This is a genomic window from Hymenobacter rubripertinctus (genome assembly GCF_003583925.1).
Classification (GTDB): Bacteria; Bacteroidota; Bacteroidia; order Cytophagales; family Hymenobacteraceae; genus Hymenobacter; species Hymenobacter rubripertinctus.
Map to the genome: position 1 here is coordinate 214,552 of NZ_QYCN01000001.1, position 24,329 is coordinate 238,880.

At 60.5% G+C, this 24,329-nt stretch carries 20 protein-coding genes; 9 read left to right on the plus strand and 11 right to left on the minus strand.

Annotated elements, in window-relative coordinates; genetic code table 11:
* Window positions 1-19: 19 nt before the first annotated feature.
* From D0T11_RS00965 to D0T11_RS00975, 3 genes are all read right to left on the minus strand, one after another.
* Window positions 20-703: a tyrosine-protein phosphatase gene (locus tag D0T11_RS00965; RefSeq protein WP_245990564.1), complete on the minus strand. Its 684-nt coding sequence runs from the start codon at window positions 701-703 to the stop codon at window positions 20-22.
* Window positions 704-798: 95 nt separating this feature from the next.
* Window positions 799-3,246 carry a polysaccharide biosynthesis tyrosine autokinase gene (locus D0T11_RS00970; protein WP_119653905.1) on the minus strand — a complete coding sequence of 816 codons (2,448 nt, stop codon included), beginning with the start codon at window positions 3,244-3,246 and terminating at the stop codon, window positions 799-801.
* Between the two features lie 48 nt (window positions 3,247-3,294).
* Window positions 3,295-4,230 carry a polysaccharide biosynthesis/export family protein gene (locus D0T11_RS00975; RefSeq protein ID WP_119653906.1) on the minus strand — a complete coding sequence of 312 codons (936 nt, stop codon included), beginning with the start codon at window positions 4,228-4,230 and terminating at the stop codon, window positions 3,295-3,297.
* Between the two features lie 257 nt (window positions 4,231-4,487).
* Between D0T11_RS00975 and D0T11_RS00980 the strand changes: the two genes are divergently transcribed.
* The 4 genes from D0T11_RS00980 (at window position 4,488) to hpf (ending at window position 7,404) form a co-directional block, all read left to right on the plus strand.
* Window positions 4,488-5,627: an acyl-CoA dehydrogenase gene (locus D0T11_RS00980; RefSeq protein WP_119653907.1), complete on the plus strand. Its 1,140-nt coding sequence runs from the start codon at window positions 4,488-4,490 to the stop codon at window positions 5,625-5,627.
* Window positions 5,628-5,820: 193 nt separating this feature from the next.
* Entirely contained in the window at window positions 5,821-6,021 is a 201-nt protein-coding gene (gene rpsU / locus D0T11_RS00985; RefSeq protein ID WP_119653908.1) for a 30S ribosomal protein S21, read from the plus strand.
* Between the two features lie 160 nt (window positions 6,022-6,181).
* The gene (locus D0T11_RS00990) at window positions 6,182-7,069 is read left to right on the plus strand and encodes a tyrosine-type recombinase/integrase (RefSeq protein WP_119653909.1); all 888 of its coding nucleotides are present in this window, start codon (window positions 6,182-6,184) and stop codon (window positions 7,067-7,069) included.
* Between the two features lie 35 nt (window positions 7,070-7,104).
* Complete coding sequence (gene hpf, locus D0T11_RS00995; protein ID WP_119653910.1) at window positions 7,105-7,404, plus strand: ribosome hibernation-promoting factor, HPF/YfiA family; 300 nt, start codon at window positions 7,105-7,107, stop codon at window positions 7,402-7,404.
* A gap of 88 nt (window positions 7,405-7,492) precedes the next feature.
* Here the strand turns inward: hpf and metK are convergent, their stop codons facing one another.
* The 4 genes from metK to D0T11_RS01015 form a co-directional block, all read right to left on the minus strand.
* Window positions 7,493-8,755, minus strand: coding sequence for a methionine adenosyltransferase (metK, locus tag D0T11_RS01000; protein WP_119653911.1), 1,263 nt, complete (start codon window positions 8,753-8,755; stop codon window positions 7,493-7,495).
* Between the two features lie 336 nt (window positions 8,756-9,091).
* Window positions 9,092-11,545 (minus strand): S9 family peptidase, encoded by a 2,454-nt coding sequence (locus D0T11_RS01005; RefSeq protein ID WP_119653912.1) that lies wholly within the window; start codon window positions 11,543-11,545, stop codon window positions 9,092-9,094.
* Between the two features lie 139 nt (window positions 11,546-11,684).
* On the minus strand, window positions 11,685-12,302 hold the full coding sequence (locus tag D0T11_RS01010) for an HD domain-containing protein (RefSeq protein WP_119653913.1): 618 nt from the start codon (window positions 12,300-12,302) through the stop codon (window positions 11,685-11,687).
* 57 nt (window positions 12,303-12,359) lie between these two features.
* Window positions 12,360-12,794, minus strand: a complete 435-nt coding sequence (locus tag D0T11_RS01015; protein ID WP_119653914.1) for a GNAT family N-acetyltransferase — start codon at window positions 12,792-12,794, stop codon at window positions 12,360-12,362.
* Between the two features lie 126 nt (window positions 12,795-12,920).
* Between D0T11_RS01015 and D0T11_RS01020 the strand changes: the two genes are divergently transcribed.
* A complete protein-coding gene (locus D0T11_RS01020) occupies window positions 12,921-14,288 on the plus strand; it encodes a PQQ-dependent sugar dehydrogenase (protein ID WP_119653915.1) in 1,368 nt (455 codons plus the stop codon).
* A 19-nt stretch (window positions 14,289-14,307) separates the two neighbouring features.
* Here the strand turns inward: D0T11_RS01020 and D0T11_RS01025 are convergent, their stop codons facing one another.
* Window positions 14,308-15,300, minus strand: a complete 993-nt coding sequence (locus tag D0T11_RS01025) for a cation diffusion facilitator family transporter (RefSeq protein ID WP_119653916.1) — start codon at window positions 15,298-15,300, stop codon at window positions 14,308-14,310.
* A 316-nt stretch (window positions 15,301-15,616) separates the two neighbouring features.
* Between D0T11_RS01025 and D0T11_RS01030 the strand changes: the two genes are divergently transcribed.
* The 3 genes from D0T11_RS01030 (at window position 15,617) to D0T11_RS01040 (ending at window position 20,079) form a co-directional block, all read left to right on the plus strand.
* Complete coding sequence (locus D0T11_RS01030; protein WP_119653917.1) at window positions 15,617-16,999, plus strand: Nramp family divalent metal transporter; 1,383 nt, start codon at window positions 15,617-15,619, stop codon at window positions 16,997-16,999.
* Window positions 17,000-17,199: 200 nt separating this feature from the next.
* The gene (locus D0T11_RS01035) at window positions 17,200-19,662 is read left to right on the plus strand and encodes a TonB-dependent receptor (protein ID WP_119653918.1); all 2,463 of its coding nucleotides are present in this window, start codon (window positions 17,200-17,202) and stop codon (window positions 19,660-19,662) included.
* A 159-nt stretch (window positions 19,663-19,821) separates the two neighbouring features.
* Window positions 19,822-20,079: a hypothetical protein gene (locus D0T11_RS01040; protein WP_119653919.1), complete on the plus strand. Its 258-nt coding sequence runs from the start codon at window positions 19,822-19,824 to the stop codon at window positions 20,077-20,079.
* A 98-nt stretch (window positions 20,080-20,177) separates the two neighbouring features.
* On the opposite strand, the gene D0T11_RS01045 is transcribed toward D0T11_RS01040, so the two are convergent.
* Together D0T11_RS01045 and D0T11_RS01050 are read right to left on the minus strand one after the other, a co-directional pair.
* Window positions 20,178-20,780 (minus strand): DUF6252 family protein, encoded by a 603-nt coding sequence (locus D0T11_RS01045; RefSeq protein WP_119653920.1) that lies wholly within the window; start codon window positions 20,778-20,780, stop codon window positions 20,178-20,180.
* A 104-nt stretch (window positions 20,781-20,884) separates the two neighbouring features.
* Entirely contained in the window at window positions 20,885-21,703 is an 819-nt protein-coding gene (locus D0T11_RS01050) for a DUF6503 family protein (protein WP_119653921.1), read from the minus strand.
* Between the two features lie 124 nt (window positions 21,704-21,827).
* On the opposite strand from D0T11_RS01050, the gene D0T11_RS01055 reads away from it, so the two are divergent.
* Window positions 21,828-22,697, plus strand: coding sequence for a transporter (locus D0T11_RS01055; RefSeq protein WP_119653922.1), 870 nt, complete (start codon window positions 21,828-21,830; stop codon window positions 22,695-22,697).
* A 90-nt stretch (window positions 22,698-22,787) separates the two neighbouring features.
* Here the strand turns inward: D0T11_RS01055 and D0T11_RS01060 are convergent, their stop codons facing one another.
* Window positions 22,788-23,999: a DUF1501 domain-containing protein gene (locus D0T11_RS01060; protein WP_119653923.1), complete on the minus strand. Its 1,212-nt coding sequence runs from the start codon at window positions 23,997-23,999 to the stop codon at window positions 22,788-22,790.
* Window positions 24,000-24,329: the final 330 nt, after the last annotated feature.

Below are 24,329 nucleotides of genomic sequence, written 5' to 3' on the forward strand. Positions count from 1 at the left end.
TCCCCAAAAAAGCTGCGTTTTAAAGCGTGTTGTTGAGCAGCGGCAAGGCCAGCGCCTTGGCCAGATAAGCACTGGAAAGCACCTTCGTTCGCAGCGTATCCAGGTGTTTGAGGTGGTGGGCGTCCGTGCCCAGCAAATCCACCAGCCCGCCGTCAATGAGCTTTTCTGCCACGCGCTTGGCCCCGGCCGAGTAATAACCGGTCAGCGAGTTCAGGTTGACCTGTAGGAGTACGCCTTGCTCGCGGATCCGTACCAGTTCCTCGAACCGGCCGTACAGATAGGTGTAGCGCTCGGGGTGGGCCAGCACTGGCTGGTAACCGGCCGCTTTGAGGTTGAAGATGGTTTCGGCCAGGTTGAAGGGCTCGTTGATATAGGAGGTTTCAACGAGCACCAGCCGCTGCTCACCACCGAACGTGAGCAGGTCCTCCCCCCGCTCCAGCCGCTGCCCGAAGCTCTCGTCCAGGTAGTATTCGGCGGCGCACTCCAACTGAACGCCCCCCATGCCGGCCGCTGCGGCTGCCTGCCGCAACGAAGCCAACGCCCCCCGGATGCCCTCGGGCGTGTTGCGGTAGAAGTCGCCCATAACGTGGGGCGTCATGATGAGCTTGCGGTACCCCAGCGCCTGCAACTGCCGCAGCAGCTCCACGGATTGTTCTATCGTTTCGGCCCCATCGTCCAGCCCGGGCAGCAGGTGCGAATGCATATCGGCACCCAATACCGCCAAAGACGCCTGGACCTGCGCGGTATTCGGCCGCCTGAATAGCTTCTGAAAAAAGGACATGTGCGGCACCAACAGGATCAGGAGAAACGCTTCCGCAACCGGCTGAACAGTCCGGTCGGCGCGGCTTCCTCGTCGTAGTAGCCTTGGCCGTAGCCGTAGCCGTAGCCATAGCCATAGCCGTAGCCGTAGCCACCCGTCGTCTGGGCATCGTTGAGAATGGTCGTCAGCTTCGTGAAGTTGTTCGCACGCATCAGCTTATTGATGTTCTTCAGAAAAGACTTTTTGGAGTAGTTAGCCCGCACGATATAAATCGGCACATCGGCTTTCCGCATGATAAGAATACCGTCCGTTACCAGACCAACGGGCGGAGTATCAATTATCACAACGTCGTAGTGTTGATGCAATTGCACAATAAGCGCGTCGAAGTTCGGACTCAGAATAAGCTCCGACGGATTCGGCGGCGTGGGGCCGGCCGAAATAAAGTCCAGCGTAGGAATACTAGTATGTTGCAGGCAGTCCTGCCAGGTGTGTTTCTCGATCAGAATAGTGCTGATGCCTTTGGTATTCTCGGCTTCGAAGGCCAGGTTTACTTTCGGCTTGCGCATGTCCAGGTCCAGAATCACGACGCGCTGATCCGAGGCGGCAATGATACCGGCCAGGTTCACGGTGACAAATGTTTTGCCTTCGCCGCTAATAGTTGACGTAATGGAGATTAATCGTTTTTTCTTGGAAGTAGCCACAAACTCCAGGTTGGTCCGGATAGAGCGGATTGCTTCGGAAAGCGCCGATTTGGGGTTGCGGTCCACCACCAGTTTCGACACGGCCATCTTCTCTTTATCGTAGGTTGGAATAACTCCCAGTACCGAGGCATTGGTATTTCGTTCCAGCTCCCGAATATTGGTAACCGTATTATGCAAAAGATACCGAACGGCAATCAGGGCTAACCCCAGCGCAATACCAGCGGCCAATCCGATAGCATATATCATCAGCCGCACCGGCGAGATAGGCACTGCCGGCACAATAGCGGGCGATAAAATCTGAAAGTCGGCGGTTGTGCCAGCCATCGAAATCCCAAATTGGATTTTGCTATCCATCATCAGCATATTGTACTTTTCGTACAATTCCAAGGGCCGTTGCAGCCGTGCCTGCTCCGTTTGCTTTTCGGGAAGGTTGCCCAGCTTGCTCTCCAGCTCCGCTTTCTTGGCGGCCATTTTGGCTATTTTCCGACGCACCAGCTGCCGGTCCTTACTCAGCAGCTCCCGGATAATTGCCTTGATGTTCGCAATTTCAGCCCGCCGCAATTTGACGGCCGTAGTCGTTTCCTGATATGATTTCAGCAACTGACTTAAGTCCAGTTGCAAGTCGCTGAGTTCCGTAATCCGCTTGGTTAGCTGCGCGTCTTCGATGGTGCTCAGTGCCGGAATGGTTTGCATTACATCCCCGTCCTGCCGGCTCGTCAGGCGTTCCTGCTCCACCAACCGGGACAACTCCGCCAGCATATCAGCCTGTTCCTGCAATTCTTCCTGCTGACTTTCCAGCATATTAAGCTGGTTGGTTACCAGGCCGGCTTCCGATTTTACGTCGAACACCTTATTTTTCCGGACAAAATCCTGCATTTTAGCCTCTGCCTGGCTCAGCTTATCGCTATTGACGCCTAACTGCCGGTCAATATAATTAGTCGCGCGGGCCATGGTTTCCTGCTTGCGCAATATCTTTTCTACCAGATAGACCGAATCAACATAATTAACAATATCACTTGCTTTCGACGGGTTGTAATCCGTGAAGGAAATACTGATCGTACTCGCGTCAGGATTTATAATATCGACCGATAAATTCTGATTTAAATACCCATTTATTGCATTTTGGTCGTTAATGATGAACGAATAATTCGCATCCCGATTAGCCCCCTCATATTGCGCGGTTTTGTACATGTACAACGTAAATCCGGCAATATCGATGGGCTGCCCGAATTTCAGCGCTTGTGTTGCGCTTGCTCCATTCGGCAATTGCAGACTAAACCGGTCGTTTTCGAGAAGTTGCAGCCCTATTTTCTGGTTGAACATAGCCCCTTTACCGGCCTTGTATTCAATCCGCACCGGCGACAGGCTATACAGCTCTGACTCCAGCACCGTGCCCTGAACGTAGTAATTGACGTCCAGCGTAAGCGAATCTTTCAACCGCCGATAGATGATATCGGATTTGATGAGTTCGACTTCACCCGAGAGCTTATTGAGGGTCTGCTTTTGTTCTGCGGCTTGGCCGATACCGCCCAGCAAAACCCCGGCTTCCGACTTTTCGTCAATTTTCAGCGTCGACGATGCCCGGTACACCGGGGGAGTGTAGCGCAAAAACAGCCACGAGGCAGTCAGTCCAATCATGATCAGCAGCACCATCCACGGCAGACTCCGGCGGGCTACCATGAGTAGCGTCGTAAGGTCTAGGCCGCCGCCCTCTTCTTCTTCCTCTGGTTCTCCGCCTGCGTTACGGATGAGTTCTTCCAGTTCAGCGTCTTCTTTCGCCGCCATGTAGCGTTGGTTAATGTCAGAAATTGGATTGAACCCTTCGGTCGCTACCTATTTTACGCGGGAAATAAAATAGACGGAACTCGCCAGCGCGGCCAGACTTCCAACCAGGCTAAAAAGCGGCGTAATCTCCTGTAGCCGTTCGTAGAACGGCCGTCGGATGGGCTCAACATAAATGATATCATTCGGTTCCACTTGCAGGTTGGCCCGGCGCATCCCATCAATAGTGGTCAGGTCGATGATTTGAACCTGCGGGTTTTTCAGATCTCCCCGAATCAGGCGGATGTTGTCTGCCCGGCCAACCCGGCTCTGCCCGGTGGTTCCGATTGCCCCCCCATCGAGGCCACCGGCGGCGGCCAGTATCTCCAGCAGGTTCATGTTGTCATTGGTCATGGAAAGAACCTGCCCGGAACCGCCCGAAATGGCGCCCATTACGATGATGCGGTTGTTAGATACGCGGGTAGTAACAAATACATCCTTGTAGAACTCCGTGTATTTCACCTGCAGCAGGCTGTCGGCCTGCAACAGCGTTAAGTTGGCTATCCGCTGGTAGTTTACCAAGGGCAGGCGCACTACCCCGTCGTGTTGCACCAGAAACTCAGAGCCGCCCTGCGCACCTCCGCCGCCCCGAGCCCCGGAGCCAACCGTTCCTCCGCCACTGCCGGCCTGCCGGTTGCCACTGCTGCCCCCACCAGTAACCCCGCTGGGCGTACCAAACTGCAGTTCCCCGTTAGGATCCAGAATTCGCTCTCCGTTGTTGGTGTACACGTGTACTTCCAGGTAATCGTTGGGCTGAATGAGGTAGTTGCGCTCAGCCCGATTTACTACGTCGCGTAGCTTCGCCGTGTCGATGCGGGCCGCCCCATCCGTGCGAAACAGGATATTCTGCTGCTGAATGCGGCTGGCCGTACAGGAACCAAAAAACAGTGCTGTCGGGACGTACAACAGCACCAGGTAGAAGAAGCGGCGGAAGAGGGATTTATGCATGTAAACCGGCTCAGACCGGGTTCAGGTAGAAAACTACGGGCGAAATACCGCCCTTCGGACGAGGCGAAATTTGCCTAAAAACCATCAAAGAAACCGAATTAACCGCCTCTTTCAAAATTCACACCTTCGTAAGCCGGAATCCTGTACTGGCTTGTGCGGCCGTAAAATCGTACTTTCGCGGACCCAAAGTCGGGGCCAGGGCACTTTCCGCTGGCTCAGGACCTCTTTTGATTCTCACCAATCCCACCCCCACCCCTATGGAACTGGTAGCTACTGAAAATCAGACCATGATTGCCCAGATGGTGCGCGACTTCGGCGCCCAGCACATCAAACCCCACATGATGGAGTGGGATGAGTCGCAGGAATTTCCCAAACACATCTTCCATCAGCTCGGGGAACTGGGCCTGATGGGCGTGCTGGTACCGCAGGAATACGGCGGATCAGGCTTCGGGTACGTGGAGTACGTTACGGCCATTGCCGAGCTGTCCAAGATTGACGGCAGCATCGGCCTGAGCATGGCGGCGCACAACTCGCTTTGCACTGGTCACATTCTGCAACATGCCTCGGAGGAGCAGAAGCACAAGTACCTGCCCAAACTGGCCTCCGGCGAGTGGATCGGGGCTTGGGGCCTCACCGAGCCGAACACTGGCTCCGACGCGGGCAATATGCGTACCGTGGCCATAGCCGACGGGGACCATTACGTGCTCAACGGGGCCAAGAACTTTATTACTCACGGCAAAACGGGTAACGTGGCCGTCGTGATTGCCCGCACCGGCGAAGTGGGCGATTCACGGGCCATGACGGCCTTCATCGTGGAGCGGGGCACGCCCGGCTTCGAGGCCGGCCGCAAGGAAGACAAACTGGGAATGCGGGCCTCGGAAACAACCGAGCTTATTTTCACTGATTGCCGGATTCCTAAGGAGAATGTGATTGGCAAGGTCGGCGACGGTTTCGTGCAGGCCCTGAAAGTGCTCGACGGCGGCCGCATCAGCATCGCGGCCCTGAGCCTGGGCATTGCGCAGGGAGCCTACGAGGCGGCCCTGCAATATTCCAAGGAGCGCCACCAGTTCAACCAGCCTATCAGCAACTTCCAGGGCATTAGCTTTAAGCTGGCCGACATGGCTACGGAAATCGAAGCGGCTTCGCTGCTGACTTACCGCGCCGCCGATATGAAGGACCGCGGCCTGAACGTGAACCTGGAATCGGCAATGGCCAAGCTTTACGCTTCCGAGGTGAGCGTGCGCGTGGCCAACGAAGGCGTGCAGATCTTTGGCGGCTACGGCTACACCAAGGACTACCCGGCTGAGAAATACTACCGCGACGCCAAGCTCTGCACCATCGGCGAGGGCACTTCCGAGATTCAGAAGCTCGTTATTGCCCGCGCCATTCTCAAGTAAATCGCAGATGATGCAGGTAAAAAAATAACGCAGATTCGTGCTGGCAGAAGCTGTGACTGGATGAACAGTTGCCCGCACGAATCTGCATTATCCTTTTTATCTGCACCATCTGCGATTATCTTTTTGAATCCGCAAAATCTGTAAGTATCTTTGCGGCCCTTCACAGGTTTGCATTCTCAAGTTCACTGCTGATATGATCATCGTACAAATCAAAGAAAACGAGTCGGTTGACCGTGCGCTCAAGCGCTTCAAGAAGAAATTCGAGCGCACCGGCGTTCTGAAAGAGTTGCGTCGCCGTACGTTCTTCCAAAAGCCGTCCATCACCAACCGCAAGCTGAAGCAGAAGGCTATCTACAAGCTCTCTACTTACGGCCCGGACGCGCAGCCTAAGTAGCCCGACGTCTACGGTTTACCCGTTTTTCGAGCCGATAACCCACCCGATACTCCTTTCCGGAGTAAATCGGGTGGGTTTTTCGTGCGGATGGCCGCTGGTTTTTTTCCTGCGCTGAAATCCCTACATTGGTTGCCCGACCCCCAGGGCCGGCCCCCGAAGTATGGAGTTATTTTTTGACTACTTGCGGTTCGAAAAGCGTTACAGCCCGCACACGGTCGTGTCTTACCAGACTGATCTGAGGCAGTTTGCTGAGTTTCTGCACAGCACCTACGAACTGGCTGAGCCCGCCCAGGCCGATCATACGCTCGTCCGTTCCTGGGTGGTGCAACTTATGCAGCAGCAGCGCGACCCGCGTACGGTGAACCGGAAGATTGCCTGCCTGCGCTCCTATTACAGCTACCTGCTGCGCACCGGCCGGATTCAAAAAAATCCGATGCTGCGCATCACCTCGCCCAAAGTGGCCAAAAAGCTCCCCGAGTTCGTGCCCGAAGAAGCGCTTAACGGGCTGCTCAACTCCTTTGCTTTTCCCGACACCTTCGCCGGCATCCGCGACCAGTTGATTCTGGAGCTTCTCTACGGCACCGGCATTCGGCTCTCGGAGCTCATTGGCATCCGGCCCACCGATCTGAGCTTGCCCGGCCGTACGGTGCGCGTAACCGGCAAGGGCAACAAGCAGCGCATCGTGCCGCTCAACCCCACCCTGGTACTGGTGCTGGAGCGTTATATAGCGCGGCAGGAGCAGGAATTTGGGGCGGGCAGCAACGCCGAAGGCGCGCTGCTCGTTACGGATAAAGGAGAATCGCTCTACGAAAAGTTTGTTTACCGTACCGTGAAGCACTATTTGAGTCAGATTACCACGGCTACTGGCCAGCAGCACCCCCACGTGCTGCGGCACTCGTTCGCCACGCATCTGCTCAGCAAAGGGGCTGATCTGAACGCCATTAAGGAGCTGCTCGGACACGCCAATCTGGCAGCCACCCAGGTATACACCCACCTGAGTATCGACAAACTCAGGTCGGTTTTTGAGAAGGCCCATCCCAAGGCCTGAATTTGTTTCTTTTTTTACTCTTAACCCCCCCGTCGATGAAAGTACAGACGCATTCGGTCCATTTTGATGCCGACCAAAAACTGCTCGATTTCATCCAGAAACGCCTCGACAAACTCGAAACCTTCTATGACCGCGTCACGGAAGGCGAAGTGATTCTGAAGCTGAACAATAAGGACGGTGTTGCCAACAAGACCGTGGAAATAAAGCTGCTCGTACCCGGTGCCACCCTCTTCTGCCAGGAGGAAGCGCCCACGTTTGAAGCTGCCACCGACGCCGCCTACGAATGCATGCGCCGCCAGCTCATGAAGCACAAGGAGAAACTGGTGAACTATTAACCCGGCGGTTGCAGCCTGATGTTTGAGCCCATAACAAAGCCCCGCCTGAATCGTCAGGCGGGGCTTTGTTATGAGCTCAAACATCAGGCTACAGACCAAATTCGGCTTTGATGCGGTCCACGTAGTCCAGCTTTTCCCAGGTAAAGGTTTCCACCGTTTTGGTGCTGCCATCGGGCAGGCTTACCGTTTTGGTGCCGGCTTCGCGGCCCATGTGGCCATAGGCAGCCGACTCGGCAAAGATGGGGTTCTGGAGGCCCAGCCGCTGCACGATGGCGTAGGGGCGCAGATCGAAGAGGCGCTGTACCTTCTCGGCAATCTGGCCGTCGGTGAGCTTGTCGCCGTTGGCGGCAGTAGCGTTGGTGGTGTTGTAGGTCGTCACGAATACGCCCACCGGCTTGGCCACCCCGATGGCATAGGCCACCTGCACGAGCACCTGGTCGGCCACACCGGCGGCCACCAGGTTTTTAGCGATGTGCCGGGCCGCGTAGGCCGCCGAGCGGTCGACTTTGCTGGAATCCTTGCCCGAGAAAGCGCCGCCGCCGTGGGCTCCCTTACCGCCGTAGGTATCGACGATAATTTTACGACCCGTCAGGCCGGAGTCGCCGTGGGGACCACCGATGACGAATTTACCGGTCGGGTTGATGTGGTAGATGATGTCGGCGGTGAACAGGCGTTGGGTATCGGCATCGAGCTGGGCCTTCACGCGGGGCACCAGAATGGTGCGGATGTCCTCATCGATCCGGCGGAGCATCTCGGCTTCGGTGGCCGCAAACTCATCGTGCTGGGTGCTGACCACGATGGTTTCAATGGCCTCCGGCGTGTTGTCGTCGGCGTAGCGGATGGTTACCTGGCTTTTGGCATCGGGGCGCAGGTAGGTCATTTCCTGGCCGGCCTTGCGGATGGCAGAGAGTTCGCGCAGCAAACGGTGCGACAAGTCGAGGGCCAGGGGCATGTAGTTGGCCGTTTCCTTGGTGGCGTACCCGAACATCATGCCCTGGTCGCCGGCACCCTGTTCTTCGGCCGTCGCACGCTCCACACCCTGGTTGATGTCGGGCGACTGTTCGTGCAGCTTGTTGAGCACCTCGCAGGTGTCGGCGTTGAACAGATACTCGGGCTTGTTGTAGCCGATGCGGCGAATCACTTCCCGGATAATGGGCTCCGCTTCTACGTGGGCCGTGGATTTGATTTCGCCGGCAACCAAGGCAAAATCGGTGGTTACCAGGGTTTCGCAGGCCACTTTTGCAGTGGGGTCCTGGCGCAGATATTCGTCGAGGATGGCGTCGGAAATCTGGTCGGCTACTTTATCAGGGTGGCCTTCCGAAACAGATTCGGAAGTGAACAGGTAGGGCATCGGCTGGATGAGGTAGAAGTACGCGAGAGGCCGGTAGCCCCTGCCCCACTACGGCCGAAGGGCCAACATGGGGCCGCAAAGCTACGAGTTTTATGGAAGTTAGCCGAAGCTGTTTCCCAAGAGAAGCCGAAACCTTTACGCGCTGAGTCAACCCACAACTTCCGGTTTCGTTTAGGCCCCGGAGCAGTTTTTGGTTTCGTTGCCCGATAAGGAAACGACTTTCCGCTCTTCTGGTGGCCCCGCTGCTGGCAAGTGCGCCCGCCAGCAGCGGGGCCAGCGCATTACCTTCCCTACCAGCCCGTTTCGTTCCACAACAAGCGCTGCTGCTGCTGCGCGCTACTCCCCGCCCGTACTACCTGCTGCCGTTCCGGCGGGCTTCAGGTTTTCCTCGAACAGCCTGAGAATGCGGCGGTACTCGTCGGTCCAGGAGGAGGGCTCCACGAAACCGTGGTTTTCGACCGGGTACACGGCCAGTTCCCAGTTCTCCTTTTTGAGCTCGATGAGGCGCTGGCTCAGACGCACGATATCCTGGAAGTGCACGTTGGTATCGACCATGCCGTGGCACATGAGCAGGTGCCCTTTGAGGCCGGCGGCGTAGTTGATGGGCGAGGAGCGGGCGTAGGCCAGCGAGTCGTTGTAGGGCTCGTTGAGGATGTTGTCGGTGTAGCCGTGGTTGTAGTGGGCCCAGTCGGTAACGGAGCGCAGGGCGGCCCCGGCCTGGAACACGTCGGGCTGGGTGAACATGGCCATCAGGGTGATGAAGCCGCCGTAGGAGCCGCCGTAAATGCCGATGCGCTGGGGGCTGACGCCGTATTTCTCGGTCAGGAGCTTGGCCCCGTCCACCTGGTCGGTGAGGTCTTTGCCGCCCATGTAGCGGTAGATGCCGGTGCGCACGTCGCGGCCGTAGCCAGCCGAGCCCCGGTAGTCGATATCGAGCACCGTGTAGCCTTTATCCACCAGCAGGTTGTGGAACATGTACTCGCGGAAGTAGCTGCTCCACCACTTGTGGGCGTTCTGGAGGTAGCCTGCGCCGTGCACGAATACCACGGCCGGGCCCTGGGCCTGGGGGTTACTGGGGCGGTAGAGGCGGGCATACACGCCGGCCCCGTCGCGGGCCTTGTACTCGATTACCTCGGGCTGGCGCCAGGCGTAGCTCTCGAATTCGGGCGTCGTGCTGTGGGTGAGGCGGCGCAGTTTGGCCCCCGGCTTGTTGTCCATGGTGTACAGCTCCCAGGGCGTATTGCTGGTGCTGTAGCGCAGGGCCCAGGTTTTCTCGTCGGGCGAGAGGGTGGCTTCGTCGTAGCCGCCGGGCTGGGTGGTGAGCTGGGTGAGCGCGCCACCTCCTACCGGCATCCGGTAAAGGTGCTGCTCGCCGGGGTGGGTTTTGTTGGCCAGCAGGTACCACGTTTTGCCGTCGCGGCTGAGCTGGGTTTTCTGCACCTCGAACGCGCCGCTGGTCAGGGCCTGCTTCTGGCCGCTGACGATGTCGTAGCTATAAAGGTGGGAGTAGCCGGTGGCCTCGCTCTGGAACCAGAGGTGGCGCGAATCAGGCAGCCAGCCCACGTTGCCCTCGTCGTAACCAATGCCGGGGCCGTTGATCCAGGCATCGTCGTGCTGGCGGTCGAGGAGCTTGATTTTCTGGGTGGCCGGGTCGAGGCCCACGATCCAGCGGTCCTTGTTGTCGGTGCTGCGGATGACGAGGAAGGCGTGCTGCCCGTCGGGCGACCAGAACGGGCCGAAGGGTGCCACCCGGCGCTGATCGGGGGCCGGTTTCTCCGTTTTGGCCGTTTTGGCCGCTTTCGCCGAATCGGCGGGCGCGGGGGCCTGGGCTTTCAGCTGATACTCTTTGCGGTAGGCCGGCTGCTCGTCGAGGCCCTTTAGCTCCGCGTAACCCAGCACGAAAGTCGTGTCGCGGCCCACGTCGTAGAGGCCGAGCTGGTAGGCCGTCTGCGCCGCGCCCACTTTGGTGCGGGTGTTGATATCCTCCGTGAAGCCCGAGGCCGTCACGAAGTTGGGCACCAGGGCCACTTTCTCGGCCGAGGGCTCCTGGGCCAGGGTGTAGGTCACGTAGCGGCCATCGGGGGCGAGGCGCAGGTTGCGCACGGTCTGGGTGCCGAGCCAGATGGCCTTGGGCCGCAGCCGGGCCAGCGCCTTCTGCTGCTGTTGCCGGGCCTTGGCGTCCTGCTCCTTGCCGCGCAGCACCTCAAACAAAGCCAGTTGCTGGGCTTTGAGGAATTTCTCGGCCTTCTCCGTGGGCTCGCCGGTAGCCGGGCGGTTACCCTTGCGGAAATCGGTGCGCTGGGTGGTTTCGCCGGTGGCGGGGTCCCAGGTGAACAGGTTGCCGCCGCGGGTGTAGCTGATGGCCTGGTCCTGCAACGCGAAGTGCGGATCGGTTTCCTGCTCGGCCGTGTTGGTAACGCGCCGGATGCGCTGGGTTTTGAGGTCGAGCAAATAAATGTCGCCGGCCTTTTCGTAGAGCTTGCGGGCGTAGCGCCGGTCGTACTCGCCCTCGGCAGCGGGCAACCCCGGCTGTTCACGCAGGCTTACCTTGCGGGCTACCCCCCCGACGGGGGCGATGCGGTAGAGCGAATCGCGGCGGGCCTTTTCGGGATTCCAGCTAAAGTAGATGGCCTTGCCATCTTCGGCCCAGGAAATATTGGAGGGCGAAGTACCGAGCCACTGGGCCGGGTCGCGCATGATTTTCTCGACGGTAAGCGGGCCAAGTTGCTGGGCCTGGGCGGTGCCGGCCAGCAGAAGCGCCGCCAGGGGCAGCAGGTAGCGGTGGGTCATAAGGGGCAGGTTTGAGCGGGAAGGTAAGGGACGCGGCCGGAACGGCGGCGTTGCGCCGTAGCACGAAGCGCCGGCTTCGCGTGTCGCTGCTGACTTCAAAACGATTCTGTTCAACAAAACGCGAAGCTGGCGCTTCGCGCTACAGCCCGTTCAACTCTGCCCGCAGGTTGCGGCGGGCCGCCGCATCCAGCCGCTCCCGGAACTCGGCGGTACGGTACAGCTCCGGCGTGTTCAGCAGTTGCTCCAGCACCTTGCGACGGCCCCGGCGGTAGAGAAAATTGGGCACGAGGCGGTACTCCTGCCGGATCTGGCGGGCGTATTCGGCATATGCGGCCGGCTCCGCCCCTAGCACGCGCAGGTCGGCATCGAGGAAGAAATCCAGGTCGGGGGCCGGGGCATGGGGCGCGGTGTGGTGGGCAGTACATTCGATGAGGTAAGCCACCCGCGCCTGCCGCTCTAAACTGAGGTTGGTGCGGGCCAGAAACTGCCGGGCCAGCTCGGCGCTGCGGGTTTCATTTTCCGACGAGAGGTAGTCGTACACCGCGTCGTGAAACCAGATGGCCAGCTCCAGCACCGGCCGGTCCTTAACCAGTTCAACGTACTCGTCTACCGTAGCCAGCAGGGTTTGTACGTGGTGCAGGTTGTGGTAGTAGCGGCCCGGGCCGTCGTAGGCCGCTACGAGCTGCTGGTACGTGGCGTCGCGCAGGGCCGCGTCGGGTAGCAGGGGGCTTACGAGGGCGTTCCAGCGGGTTTGCATGGGAAGGGTTTAGTGCTGTCAACAAAACGACGTTCTTCCATCGTTGGCTAATTTCCCTCAATTCCCCGTGGGCACACCGTAGGGGTTGGCTTTCTTGATTTCCAGGTAGCGGTCGGGGGCGACCAGATCCTGGAAGCCGAAGCGGCGGTAAAGGCCGTGGGCGTCGAGGGTGGCCAGCAGAAACCGGCGCAACCCCTGCAACTCAGGGTGTTCGAATACGGCCTGCATGAGCTGCTTACCCAGGCTCTGGCCCTGGAATTCGGGTAGCACGAATACGTCGCAGAGCCAGGCGAAGGTGGCGTAATCAGTGACAACGCGGGCAAAGGCGGCCTGCCGGCCATCGGGGGCGTAGAGGCCGAAGTTGAGCGAGTTTGTAAGCGCCCGGTCCAGGGTTTCGCGGGGCATGCCCAGGGCCCAGTAGGACTGCTGGCTGAGGTAGTCGTGAATCAGGGCCACGTCGAGGCGGGCAGGGTCGGTGCTGACGGTGAACATGGGCGGGCGGAAATTGGCGGGAGGCCGCAAGAACGGCAGCCGCCGCCAGAAACGGTTGCCGCTTGCCTACTGAGCCCGCCCTTTTGCTTATCTTCCCAGGCCAACCACCACCGCAACTCCTTGCCCATGAACCGCATCCATTCCCTGCTAACGGCGGCGCTGCTAAGTACTGCTGCTCCCCTAGCCGCCCAAACCACTACTTTCGCCGTGGGCGCCACCACCGTTACGGCCGCTCCCCTCACTACGGGCCTCACCATCCCCTGGGAGCTGGTGTGGGGTCCCGACAATTTCCTCTGGATGACGGAGCGCGGGGGCCGCATCAGCCGCGTGAACCCCACTACGGGCACGGTGCTGCCCCTGCTACAGGTGCCCGACGTAACGCCTGCCGGCGAAAGCGGCCTGTTGGGCATGGTGCTACACCCCGATTTTGCCACCTTGCCCTACCTCTACATCGTCTACAACTACACCGATAACGGGCTGAAGGAAAAGCTGGTACGCTACACCTACTCGGCTACGGCCGGCACGCTGAGCAGCCCCCTGGTGCTGCTCGACGGCATCATTTCCACTACCACCCACAGCGGCTCGCGCTTGCTCATCCTCGCCGACCGCACCCTGCTCATGAGCACCGGCGACGCCCAACTGCGGCCCGAAGCCCAGAATATGGCTTCGCTCAACGGCAAAATCCTGCGCCTGAACCTCGACGGGACCGTGCCGGCCGACAACCCCACCCCCGGCAGCCCGGTGTATAGCTTCGGCCACCGCAACCCCCAGGGCCTGACGCAGCTACCCACCGGCCAGATCATCAGCTCTGAGCACGGCGACGCCATCGAGGACGAAATCAACCTGATTGAGAAAGGCCGCAACTACGGCTGGCCCAACGTGGAAGGCGTGTGCAACACCACCGACGAGCTGGCCTTCTGCGCCGCCAACAACGTGCGCGAGCCCCTGGTTACCTGGACGCCTACCATTGCCACCGCCGGCCTGCAGTTCTACAACTCGCCGGCCATTCCGGAGTGGCGCGGCAGCCTGCTGCTAGCAACTCTCAAGGCCTCCAAGCTTATTCAGCTGCGCCTCAACGCCACCAACAACGGCATCAGCGGCCAGCAGGATTTCCTGACGGGCGTTTACGGGCGGCTGCGGGCCGTGTGCGTGTCGCCGCAGGGACGCGTGTACCTGAGCACCAGCAACAACGCGGCCGGCGCCGACCAGCTGGTGGTGCTCGAAAACCGCGACTTTGTAGTGACGGCCACCACCGGCGCGGCCGCCGTCCAACTGCGCCTCTATCCCAATCCGGCCCAACGCACCGTCATGCTGGAACTGCCCGCGCCAACGGCCGCTGCTACGGTTATAGTCCGCGACGCGCTGGGCCGCACCGTGCGCACCATCCGTTTCCCGGCTGGCCAAACCCGGCTCACGCTGTCAGTTGAGGGGTTGACGCCGGGTTTATACTCGGTACAGACTGGCCGCAGCACTCAGCGGTTGGTAGTGGAGTGAGGCGCAACGGCAGAACAGTTCATTCGCTCAGCCCCAGCGCGTGCCGCTCGTTCTTGGCCACGTTGGCCAGGGTCCAGGTGATTTCGCGGGTGAACGGATGCTGGCGGACGGGGCAGGCGGCCACGTGGCAGTGCGAGCAGGCCGAAAACGTGCAGGGGTCGGCGTGCACGAACATCTCGACCGGCACGCCGAACTCCTGGGTTACGACTTCCTCGATGCCGTGGACTTGTTCGTGGGTTTGCTCCAGGCTCAGGTAGTAAGGCATCGTTACGTGGCAGTCGATGTGCAGGCTGGCGCCGTAGCGCTGCACGCGCAGGTTGTGCACGTCGATCCAGCTTGGCTGGCGATGCTCCTGCAGCTCGGCCACTACCTGCTGCACGGTAGTCACGTCGGCCTCGTCCATAAGGCCCGACACCGAGCGGCGCACCATGCGGTAGCCGTTCACTACGATGAACACGCCCAGCAGCAGCGCCGCCAGCGAGTCGTAGAGCACGTTGCCGGTGAGGATGACCAAACCCAGCGCCACGCACGAAACAAACGTGCTCACGGCGTCGAGGTAGAGGTGCTGGCCGTCGCCGACCAAGGCCGGTGAGTGGTGCTCGCGGCCCGCCCGCACCAGCAGGAAACCGACGACCAGGTTCACGAGGGCCGTGGCGGCCAGCAGCGCAATGCCCCAGTCGGGCCGGGCCACGGCGTGGGGGTGCAGCAGGCTCTGGAGGGCCGCATAGAACACGTAGCCACCGGCTATCAGAATCAGCCCGCCTTCGAAACCTACCGACAGATACTCGATTTTACCGTGGCCGTAGGGGTGGTTTTCGTCCTTGGGCAGGCTGGCCAGGTAGATGCTGTAAAGCGCAAAACCGCTGGCCACCACGTTGATAATGGATTCCAACGCGTCTGTCAGTACCACCTGGGAACGGGTGACGGCCCAGGCATAGAATTTTATTCCAATCAGCCCCACGCTTACCACGAGCGAGAGAATGGCGTAGCGGGTTTTCAGCGGTAAGGGCATGGCAAAGCAGATAGGAAGGCGCAAGCTACTAAAGTGGGGGGAGCTAGTCACACGGAACGACGTAGGGGCGGGGCTTGCCCCCGCCCGCCGTCAGAACTTCATCGTTCAACGACGGGCGGGGGCAAACCCCGCCCCTACACCGTTCTGAAGGAGCACACCGGACGCCAGCCAGCCCAGCAAAACTCCTTCTTTTCTGGCAGCCCGCAACTTTTCCTGAACAACGGAGTAGATAGACGGTTTGAAATTAAAATTTAGACAGGCCTAAAAATTCCCGTACTTTGTGAGAAGTACTCCCCCCGATTTCTTGCCGGCTCCTATGCCCTCAACGCTACCCGCCTCCTCCCCCGACACGCCCTTCCAGCCCGCTACTGCTCCCGAACCCGGCTGGCGGCACCCCCGCCGCGCCAATTCGTTGTCCGAGGTATACGCCTCGATTACGGTGCCGCCCGAGGGGGCCTCGTTCTGGCGCAAGCTCTGGGCCTTCACCGGGCCGGGCCTGATGGTGGCCGTCGGCTACATGGACCCCGGCAACTGGGCCACCGACATCGAGGGCGGCGCCCGCTACGGCTACATGCTGCTGTCGGTGATTCTGATTTCCAACTTCTTTGCCATGCTGCTCCAGCACCTGGCTGTGAAGCTGGGCATCGTGACGGGCCGCGACCTGGCCCAGGCCTGCCGCGACCATTACTCGCGGCCCGTTTCGTTCGTGCTCTGGGTGCTGTGCGAAATTGCCATTGCTGCCTGCGACCTGGCCGAAGTCATCGGCTCGGCCATTGCCATCAACCTGCTCTTCGGCATTCCGCTCGTGTGGGGTGTGGTGCTCACCATTCTCGATGTGCTGGTGGTGCTGTTCTTCCAGAGCAAGGGCTTCCGCATTATCGAAAGTATCGTGGCAGGCCTGATTTTCGTGATTTTTGGGTGTTTCGTCTACGAAATTATTGCCTCCCACCCCGACTACTTCGCCCTGGCCGAGGGCCTGATTCCGAAGCCCCAGATCGTGACCGACCCGCACGCGCTGTACCTAGCCATCGGCATTCTGGGGGCCACCGTGATGCCCCACAACCTGTACCTGCACTCCAGCATCGTGCAAACCCGGGCCATTGAGCCAACCGAGCCGGGCAAGCGCATGGCCATCAAGTTTGCTACTATTGATAGCACGGTGGCGCTGTTTCTGGCTTTCTTCGTGAACGGGGCCATCCTGGTGGTTTCGGCTGCCACGTTCCACAGCAACAACCTGCGCGACGTGGCCGACATCTACGACGCCCACAAGCTGCTAACGCCGGTATTGGGCGCGGGCGCGGCCTCGGCCGTATTTGCCATTGCCCTGCTGGCTTCGGGCCAGAACTCGACCCTGACGGGCACGCTGGCCGGGCAAATCGTGATGGAAGGCTTCCTCGACATCAAACTCAAGCCCTGGATGCGCCGCCTCATCACCCGCGCCATTGCCGTGGTGCCGGCCCTGATTGTGACCATTATGTACGGCGAGAAGGGTACGAGCGAGCTGCTCGTCCTCAGCCAGGTGGTGCTGTCGTTGCAACTTAGCTTCGCCGTGATTCCGCTGGTATTGTTCACCGGCAACAAGCTCAAAATGGGCGTTTTCGTGAACAAACCCTGGCTGCAGGCCGTCTGCTGGATTGTGTCGGCCATCATTCTGGTGCTGAACGGCTACCTGCTGTTCCAGTTTTTCACGGGGGCATAGCAAGTACCGCGAAAATCCGTTTCGCGACGAGCAGAGCGAGTTCCTACGCGTCAGGTGCTGGTAATGCGGCCCCGGATACTCGCTTCGCTCGTCGCGAAACGGACTTTCGCGGTACTCCCCGAAAAGCCACACATCCGCTGTGGCCTTTCTTTTCTCTTCGAATTTAGATTAATCTAAAAAATAAATTCAGCGCCGCTAAAATGAAACCACTCCTTACCTTCCTTTTCTCCTGCCTTCTGACGCTGCCCACCCTGGCCCAAACCAGTGCTCTGCGCGGGCAGGTGCTCGACCAAAGGGGCCAGCCGGTGCCGTTTGCCAACGTGGCGGTACCGGCGTTGCAGCAAGGCACCGCCGCCGACGAGCACGGCCGTTTCATGCTGCCCGATTTGCCGGCGGGTGCCTGGCAACTGCAATCGAGCGCCGTGGGCTATGCTGCCGCCACGCAAACCGTGACGCTGCCGCTGGCCCAGGCGCTGATCGTCCGGCTGAAATCGACGGAAAGCACACTGGGCGAGGTGGTGGTGACGGGCGTGAGCCGGAGCACCGAAATCCGCCGCTCGCCGGTGCCCATTGCAGCCCTGACCGGCCGGGAAATCCGCCTCAATGCCAACGGCAACGCCATCGATGCGGCCGTGCGGGGCGTGCCGGGCCTGGCGGCCGTAACCACCGGCCCCAACATCAGCAAGCCCTTTATCCGGGGGCTGGGCTACAACCGGGTGCTCACGATGTTCAACGGCCTGCGTCAGGAAGGCCAGCAGTGGGGCGACGAGCACGGCATGGAGGTGGACGGCTACGGCCTCGACCGGGTGGAAGTGGTGAAGGGCCCCGCCAGCCTGCTCTACGGCTCCGACGCGGTGGCCGGCGTGGTGAACCTGCTGCCCGCCCTGCCCACCGGCCCCGATGGCGAGCTGCACGGCGAAGCGTTGGCCGAATACCAGTCGGTGAACGGGCTGGTGGGCAAGTCGGTGGCCTTCAACTACCAGAAAAACGGCCTGCAAACCAGCCTGCGCACCAGCCACCGCTGGGCGCGGGACTACCGGAATTCGGTTGACGGCCCCGTGTACAACACCGGTTTCCGGGAGCTGAACCTGACGGGCATGGTGGGCCTGCGTAAGGAATGGGGCGCGGTGCACCTGTGGCTAACGGCCTACGACGACCGGCAGGAAATCCCGGACGGCAGCCGCGACTCGCTGAGCCGGGCCTTCATGCGGCAGGTGTTTGAGGGCGACCAGGACGATTTTACCACCCGCCCCCGCGTAAGCCAGCAGGAGCTGAAGAGCTACGGCATCAGCGACTTGCACCAGCGCATTGCGCACTACCGGGCCTTCGCTACGAGCGAGCTGAAAACCGGCCCCGGCGAGTTGCGCCTGCTGCTGGGCATCCAGCAAAACCACCGCCAGGAGTACAACCACCCCACTGCCCCGGCCCAGCCCGGCCTCGATCTGCGCCTGACCACGCTCAACTACCAGGCCCGCTACCTGTTCCAGGATTTCAGCGGCTACGAGCTGACGGTGGGCGTGAACGGCATGGGCCAGGACAACCGGCCCGTCGACGCCACCGATTTTCCGATTCCGCCCTACCGCCTGTTTGATATCGGCGGGTTTGGGGTGCTGAAAAAGGCCTTCGGGGGCCTGGAGCTGACCGGCGGCCTGCGCTACGATACCCGGGTGGTAGACTGGAACGACTTCTATGTAGGCACCGATGCGGCCACCGGCTTCGGCCGCCAGGCCAGTGCCGCCACGCCCGGGGCCGAGCGGCAGTTTACCGGTTTCCATAAGGTGTACCGGGGCGTGTCGGCCAGCGTGGGCGGCTCGTACGCGGTGGGGCCGCGCCTGGTGCTGCGGGCCAACTTGGCCCGGGGCTACCGCGCCCCCAACATCCCCGAAATCGGCTCCAACGGCCTCGATCCGGGCGCCCACATCATCTACCTGGGCAACCCAAGTTTCCAGCCCGAATTCAACTGGCAGCAAGATGTGGGCGTGCTCTGGAAGTCGCCGGGCTTCGAGGCCAGCGCCGAAGCGTTCTACAACCACGTCGAGAACTTCATTTATCAGGCCCGGCAGTCGGACGCCAGCGGCCAGCCCCTGCGCGATGCGCTGGGCAACTCCACCTACCAGTTTCAGCAGGCCGGTGCCACGCTCTACGGGGGCGAGCTGGCCCTGAATGTGCAGCCCGCCGCCCTGCCCGGCCTGAGCTGGCGCACCGGCGCGGCCCTGGTTATCGGGGTGAACAACAACGCTGCCCTGCGCGCGCGCGAAGGCACCGCCGCCCGCTACCTGCCCCTGATTCCGGCCCCCACGGCCCAGACGGAACTGCGCTTCACGCTCCCCGACCAGTCCGGCCGCCGCCTCGCGGGCACCTACCTGCGCCTCACGGTAGCCGGTACGGCCTGCCAGAACCGCTTTTACGCCGTGGATGCCGCCGAAACCGCCACGCCCGGCTACGTGCTCACGGGCCTGGGCGCGGGCACCACCCTGCGCACCGCCGCCGGCCGCGACGCCCTGCAACTGGTGCTGCAAGCCGACAACCTGTTCGATGTGGCCTACCAGGCCCACCTCAACCGCCTCAAGTACTTCGAGTACTACCGCGCCTCCCCCACCGGCCGCTCCGGCATCTACAGCCCCGGCCGCAACCTGAGCGTGAAGGTGGTCGTGCCGTTTTGATCAGTTGCCAGTGTTCAGTTGCCAGTGTTCAGTTGCCAGCTAGCCAAAGCTAAGCCGAAGCAGAGCCCAGACGGCGGTAATTGACTCAAATTCCAACTGTCAGCCCGAAACGCCCGTTTAGCTAACTAATTAATTGTTCCACTTAAATCCCTATCGACTATGGCTAATGCCAACGACCAAGCCGAACAACACATCGGCCAGACCAAAGGACTTCCCAACCATGCCCATGACCTCGTACACGACCTGAGCACCCGCCTCGATGCCCTGTGGCGCTACGACCAGTGCATTGCCAACGCGGAGAAAGCAGGCCCCAAGGATTCCAAGCAGTTCTGGCAGGAAATGAAAGCACAGGAAGCTCAAAACATCGACCGTTTGAAAGACCTGATCCGCCAGTGCGTGAAAGACGGCAGCTTCTAAAGCAGACCAGAACGCCATTAGAGTCAAACAGAAAGCCCACTAGCAGATGTTAGCGGGCTTTCTGTTTGACTCTAATGGCGTTCTGGGGAGCGGCAAGCTTACAGCAGCGCCTTGAATTTACCACCCGTGAGGCTTTTTGTCGACTGCTTATTCAGATAGCCTTTGCCCGTAAGATTGAAGGTTCCCGAGATAGTAGTGGCCGTGAGGGTGGAAATGGTAATGGAACCACCCTCAGCCGAATACGAGTCCCTGTTATTGCCCGTACTGGTGTCAAGATGCGTGAAACTGGCCCTAGCCTGGGAGCTGGGGCCAATTACGTAGGTTCCAACTCTCTTCGGAGCAAATAGCGTTACGGTGACGGTAGAACCCTTTGAACTGGGGCCAGCGAAGTTCTGGTAGATATACACATCAACTTCGTCATTGCTCACCTCCGCACGCGCGAGAATCGATGTGCGCTCCTGACCATCAATTATCCAGCTAGCTACCACCGGGGGTTCGGGCGAGGCGTCGTTGTGCTTTGAGCAAGCGGTTAGGGCCAACAGCACCCCTATGGGAGCAAAAATGGTACAACGGTGGAACGAGGTCGGCATAGCTGTAAGGCGTTGAGGTAGAGGACGAAGCTGAGCGACGCGCTGCAACAATATTTGCTCCGAATAGGATAGCAGCGCAATGTAAAAACTGTTAGTCAGGAAAAAAATCATCTGGTGCGACTTTCAAAGCACTGGTTGTACCAGATGACCTTAACACCTTCTACAAAACCTGTAGCAATGCGCAGGCTAGCACTCCTCTTCGGCTACTGGCTGACCTACTGCTTCAACGAATCCACCTCCGCCCCTTTGGGCATGGCGAACAGGCTGGCGGCGGGCTGGGCGCGGGTCAGGTGCACGTTGCTGAATTCGGCCTGGTAGCGCAGGTCGCCTATTTGGTCGTTCTCGAACTTGTGGCCTTCCATTTTGGCGGGCAGCACGAGGCCGTCGGCCGTCTGCCAGTCGGTGTAGAGCAGGCTGTTGTAGGTGGCTTTTTTGCCGGGCTCGAAGAACGTGACGGTGTAGAGCAGCAGCTCCAGGCGGTGGGTCTGGGGGTTGAAGTGGGCAATGTACTCGTCTTTGGACGAGTCGCCGCGGCCGGTTTCGTAGCTCACCTTCAGGGCCTGGTAGGTTTTGCCGGCCACCGTGCGCGTGCCCAGGTCTTCGTACACCGTGCCCGCATCGGCCAGCACGAACGGGATGGAGAAGAAGTAGAAGAACAGGTTGTGGTAGAAGCGCGGCGACATTTCGCCGAACGCGGCCTTGTTGGGCGTTACCCAAACCTGATTGGCGTCGTTCAGGCCCAGCTGGTAGCCGGGGGCCTCAATACGCACCTGGCGGGTACGCAGGTCGATGAGGTGCTTTTCGTCGCGGGGCGTGCCCAGGGTCGATTTCATCTGGTACTCCATCGTGCCGAACTGCTGCCAGGCGGCCAGGCCGCCGTGGGCCTCCAGGGCCTGCCGGAGCACTTCGGGCAACTCGCGCGGGGCGGCGGCGGCCGTTTCGGCCGGGGCGGCAGCCGTGGTGGCGGCCTGCTCGGGGTTCGATGAACAGGAGGCCGCGAGCAGGCCGAGGCTGAGGTAAAGGGCGTTTTTCATGGCGCAGGAAGGGTAGCTGAACAGCTGCAGTGAGAGGATAGAAGCCGCCACCGCCGTGGTTTGTTCAGTTCCGCTACTTTCACCGGCCTCAACTACCCGGCGAAATCCGCGTACTACCGCTGCTATGCGCTTCCCTTCCCTACTCGTACTCGCGGCACTGCTCGGCGCCCTGCCCACCATCGTGTCGGCCCAAACCACCACCGACTCGCTCACGGCCGTAAAAAGCCGCTACTCGCTGTTTCGGCCGCTGCCCAAATCCCTCATGCGCCCGCTCTCGGCCGACCGCCCCGGCGTCACGGAAAGCCCGTTCACGGTCGATGCGGGCCATGTGCAGTTTGAAACCGACCTGGCCCGCCACATCAGCAGCCGGCCGGGGGCCGAGGAGCGGCAGCGCACCATCCGGGCCAATGCCTTCGTGCTAAAAATGGGCCTCAGCAACCGCACCGACGTGCAGCTGTTCGTGGATGCCTACGAGTGGAACCGCACCTTCGCCACCGCCGACCAGCCCGCCACCAGCAGCCGGGGCTTCGGCGACCTCACGCTGCGCCTCAAGCACAACCTGCTCGGCGACGACTCCACCGAAAGCGCCCTGGCCGTGGGCCTGATCGGGTTCGTGCGCCTGCCCACCGGCGGCCGGCAGGGCGCGGGCGGCACCGAGTACGGCCTGCTGCTGCCCGCCACCTACGCCTTCGCCGATAGCTGGAACCTGAGCGCCCAGCTGCCCGTGCTTCTCAATTTCGACCGCGACGCCAGCCAGCACTACCTGCAAACGGCCCCCTCCATCAACCTCGACCACTCCTTCGCGCCCTGGCTCACGGGTTTCGTGGAGGCCGTGGCCCAGCACGATTTCCGCACCAAGCGCTGGGAAGAGGCCCTCAACGTCGGCCCCATCTTCTTCGTGGGCAAAAACATCCAGCTCGATTTCGGCCGCCACTTTGCCCTCACCCGCGAAGCCGACCGGGAGTACTTCGTAGGCTTCGTGATCCGGCGGTAGGTAGTTGGGGTATTATTCGTTGTTATTAAAAAGAAGGTCATGCTGAGCATGACCTTCTTTTTAATAACAACCAGCAACTGGCAACTGATACTACACCAGCCCTTTCAGCCGCTCGAATTGATTACCGCCCAGGATGGCGCGGTCGTCGGCCTGGAGCCAGTCGTGGAGGACGGTGGCGTAGACGCTGCGGAAGTCGAGCTGATACTTCAGGTCGCCGGCATCGAGGTTGTGCAGGTTGGGCGCGTCGTTGAGGATGCCCTGGCGCTTGAGGCCGCCGCCCAGGAGCAGCACGTTGTTGGCCGTGCCGTGGTCGGTGCCGTTGCTGGCGTTCTGCTCCACGCGGCGGCCGAATTCGGAAAACACCAGCACCAGCGTATCGTCGAAATTACCGGCCTTTTGTAGGTCCTCGGCAAACGAGGACAAGCCCGCCGACAGGTCGCCGAGCAACTTGCCCTGCTGCTCCTGCTGGCGCACGTGGGTATCGAAGCCAGTAAGCGAGACGTAAAACACCCGCGAATCGACCCCGGAATTGATGAGTTCAGCAGTGGTTTTGAGGTTGCGGCCGAAGTCGGTGTTAGGATAGGCTACGCCCGATTTGTACACCTTCCCTTTCTGGTACAGATACTCGGCCGAGGAAGTGGTTTCAGCCAGCGTCTTATAGAGGTAATCCACCTCCGACACCGTACCGGCGGCTTTTGCGCCGCCCACGTTGGCAATGAACCGGTTCTGAGTCAGCTGGTGGAATTTCTCCGGGTTTTTGAGCGCCAGGCCTTTGCGTAACGCTCCTTTCATGGCCAGGCTCAGCGTATCGTCCACCTCCAACCCATTATAAGGCAGCGCGCAGGGGGCGCAGTTCGAGTCGAGGTAGCGGCCGAGCCAGCCGGTGCTCACGTACTCATCGGCCCCCGAGCCGCTCTGCCAGATATCCATGGAGCGGAAGTGGCTGCGGTCGGGGTTGGGGTAGCCCACCGAGTTGAGCACGGCCACGTGGCCCTGGTCGTAGAGGCGCTTGAGGCCCGTCATGGCCGGGTTGAACCCGAGGCCTTTGTCGAGGGTGAGAATGCCGCTCTGGGGCCGGATGCCGAGCGTGGGCCGGGCCTTGTAGTACAGGTCGTTTTCAAAGGGGATGACGGTATTGAGGCCGTCGTTGCCGCCCCCGAGCTGCACCACCACAAGGCGGCGGCCATTGGCGTCGCGCAGGCTTTTGAGGTCCTGGGCATCGAGGCGGTGCATGAATTTGGGCACGAACAGCAATGTGCTGGCCAGTACTGAGCCTTTCAGAAATTCGCGGCGAGAGGTCATAGGGTTGTTTTTGGGACCGGGGAAGCCGGCATGGTCGTTCTGGCGTTGCGCCTCACCCCCCGGCCCCCTCTCCGAAAAAGGAGAGGGGGAGCCAGACAATAAGAAGGGAGCCAGACAATTCAGTCGTTGGCTGATGGCTGCTAGCTTTTTTTGTTGGAAAGGAGCCAGCAGCCAATAACCTTATAGGGCTACCGCACCAAATTAGGCACTTTTGAGCAGTTCCAGCATAAATCCGTCGTCTCTGGCGGCCTTTTTACGCTTTCTTTTCAGACTAATCTTACTCGGTTCATGCGTGAGAAGAAAGAGGCTGAACTTGCGAAAGATGTTCAA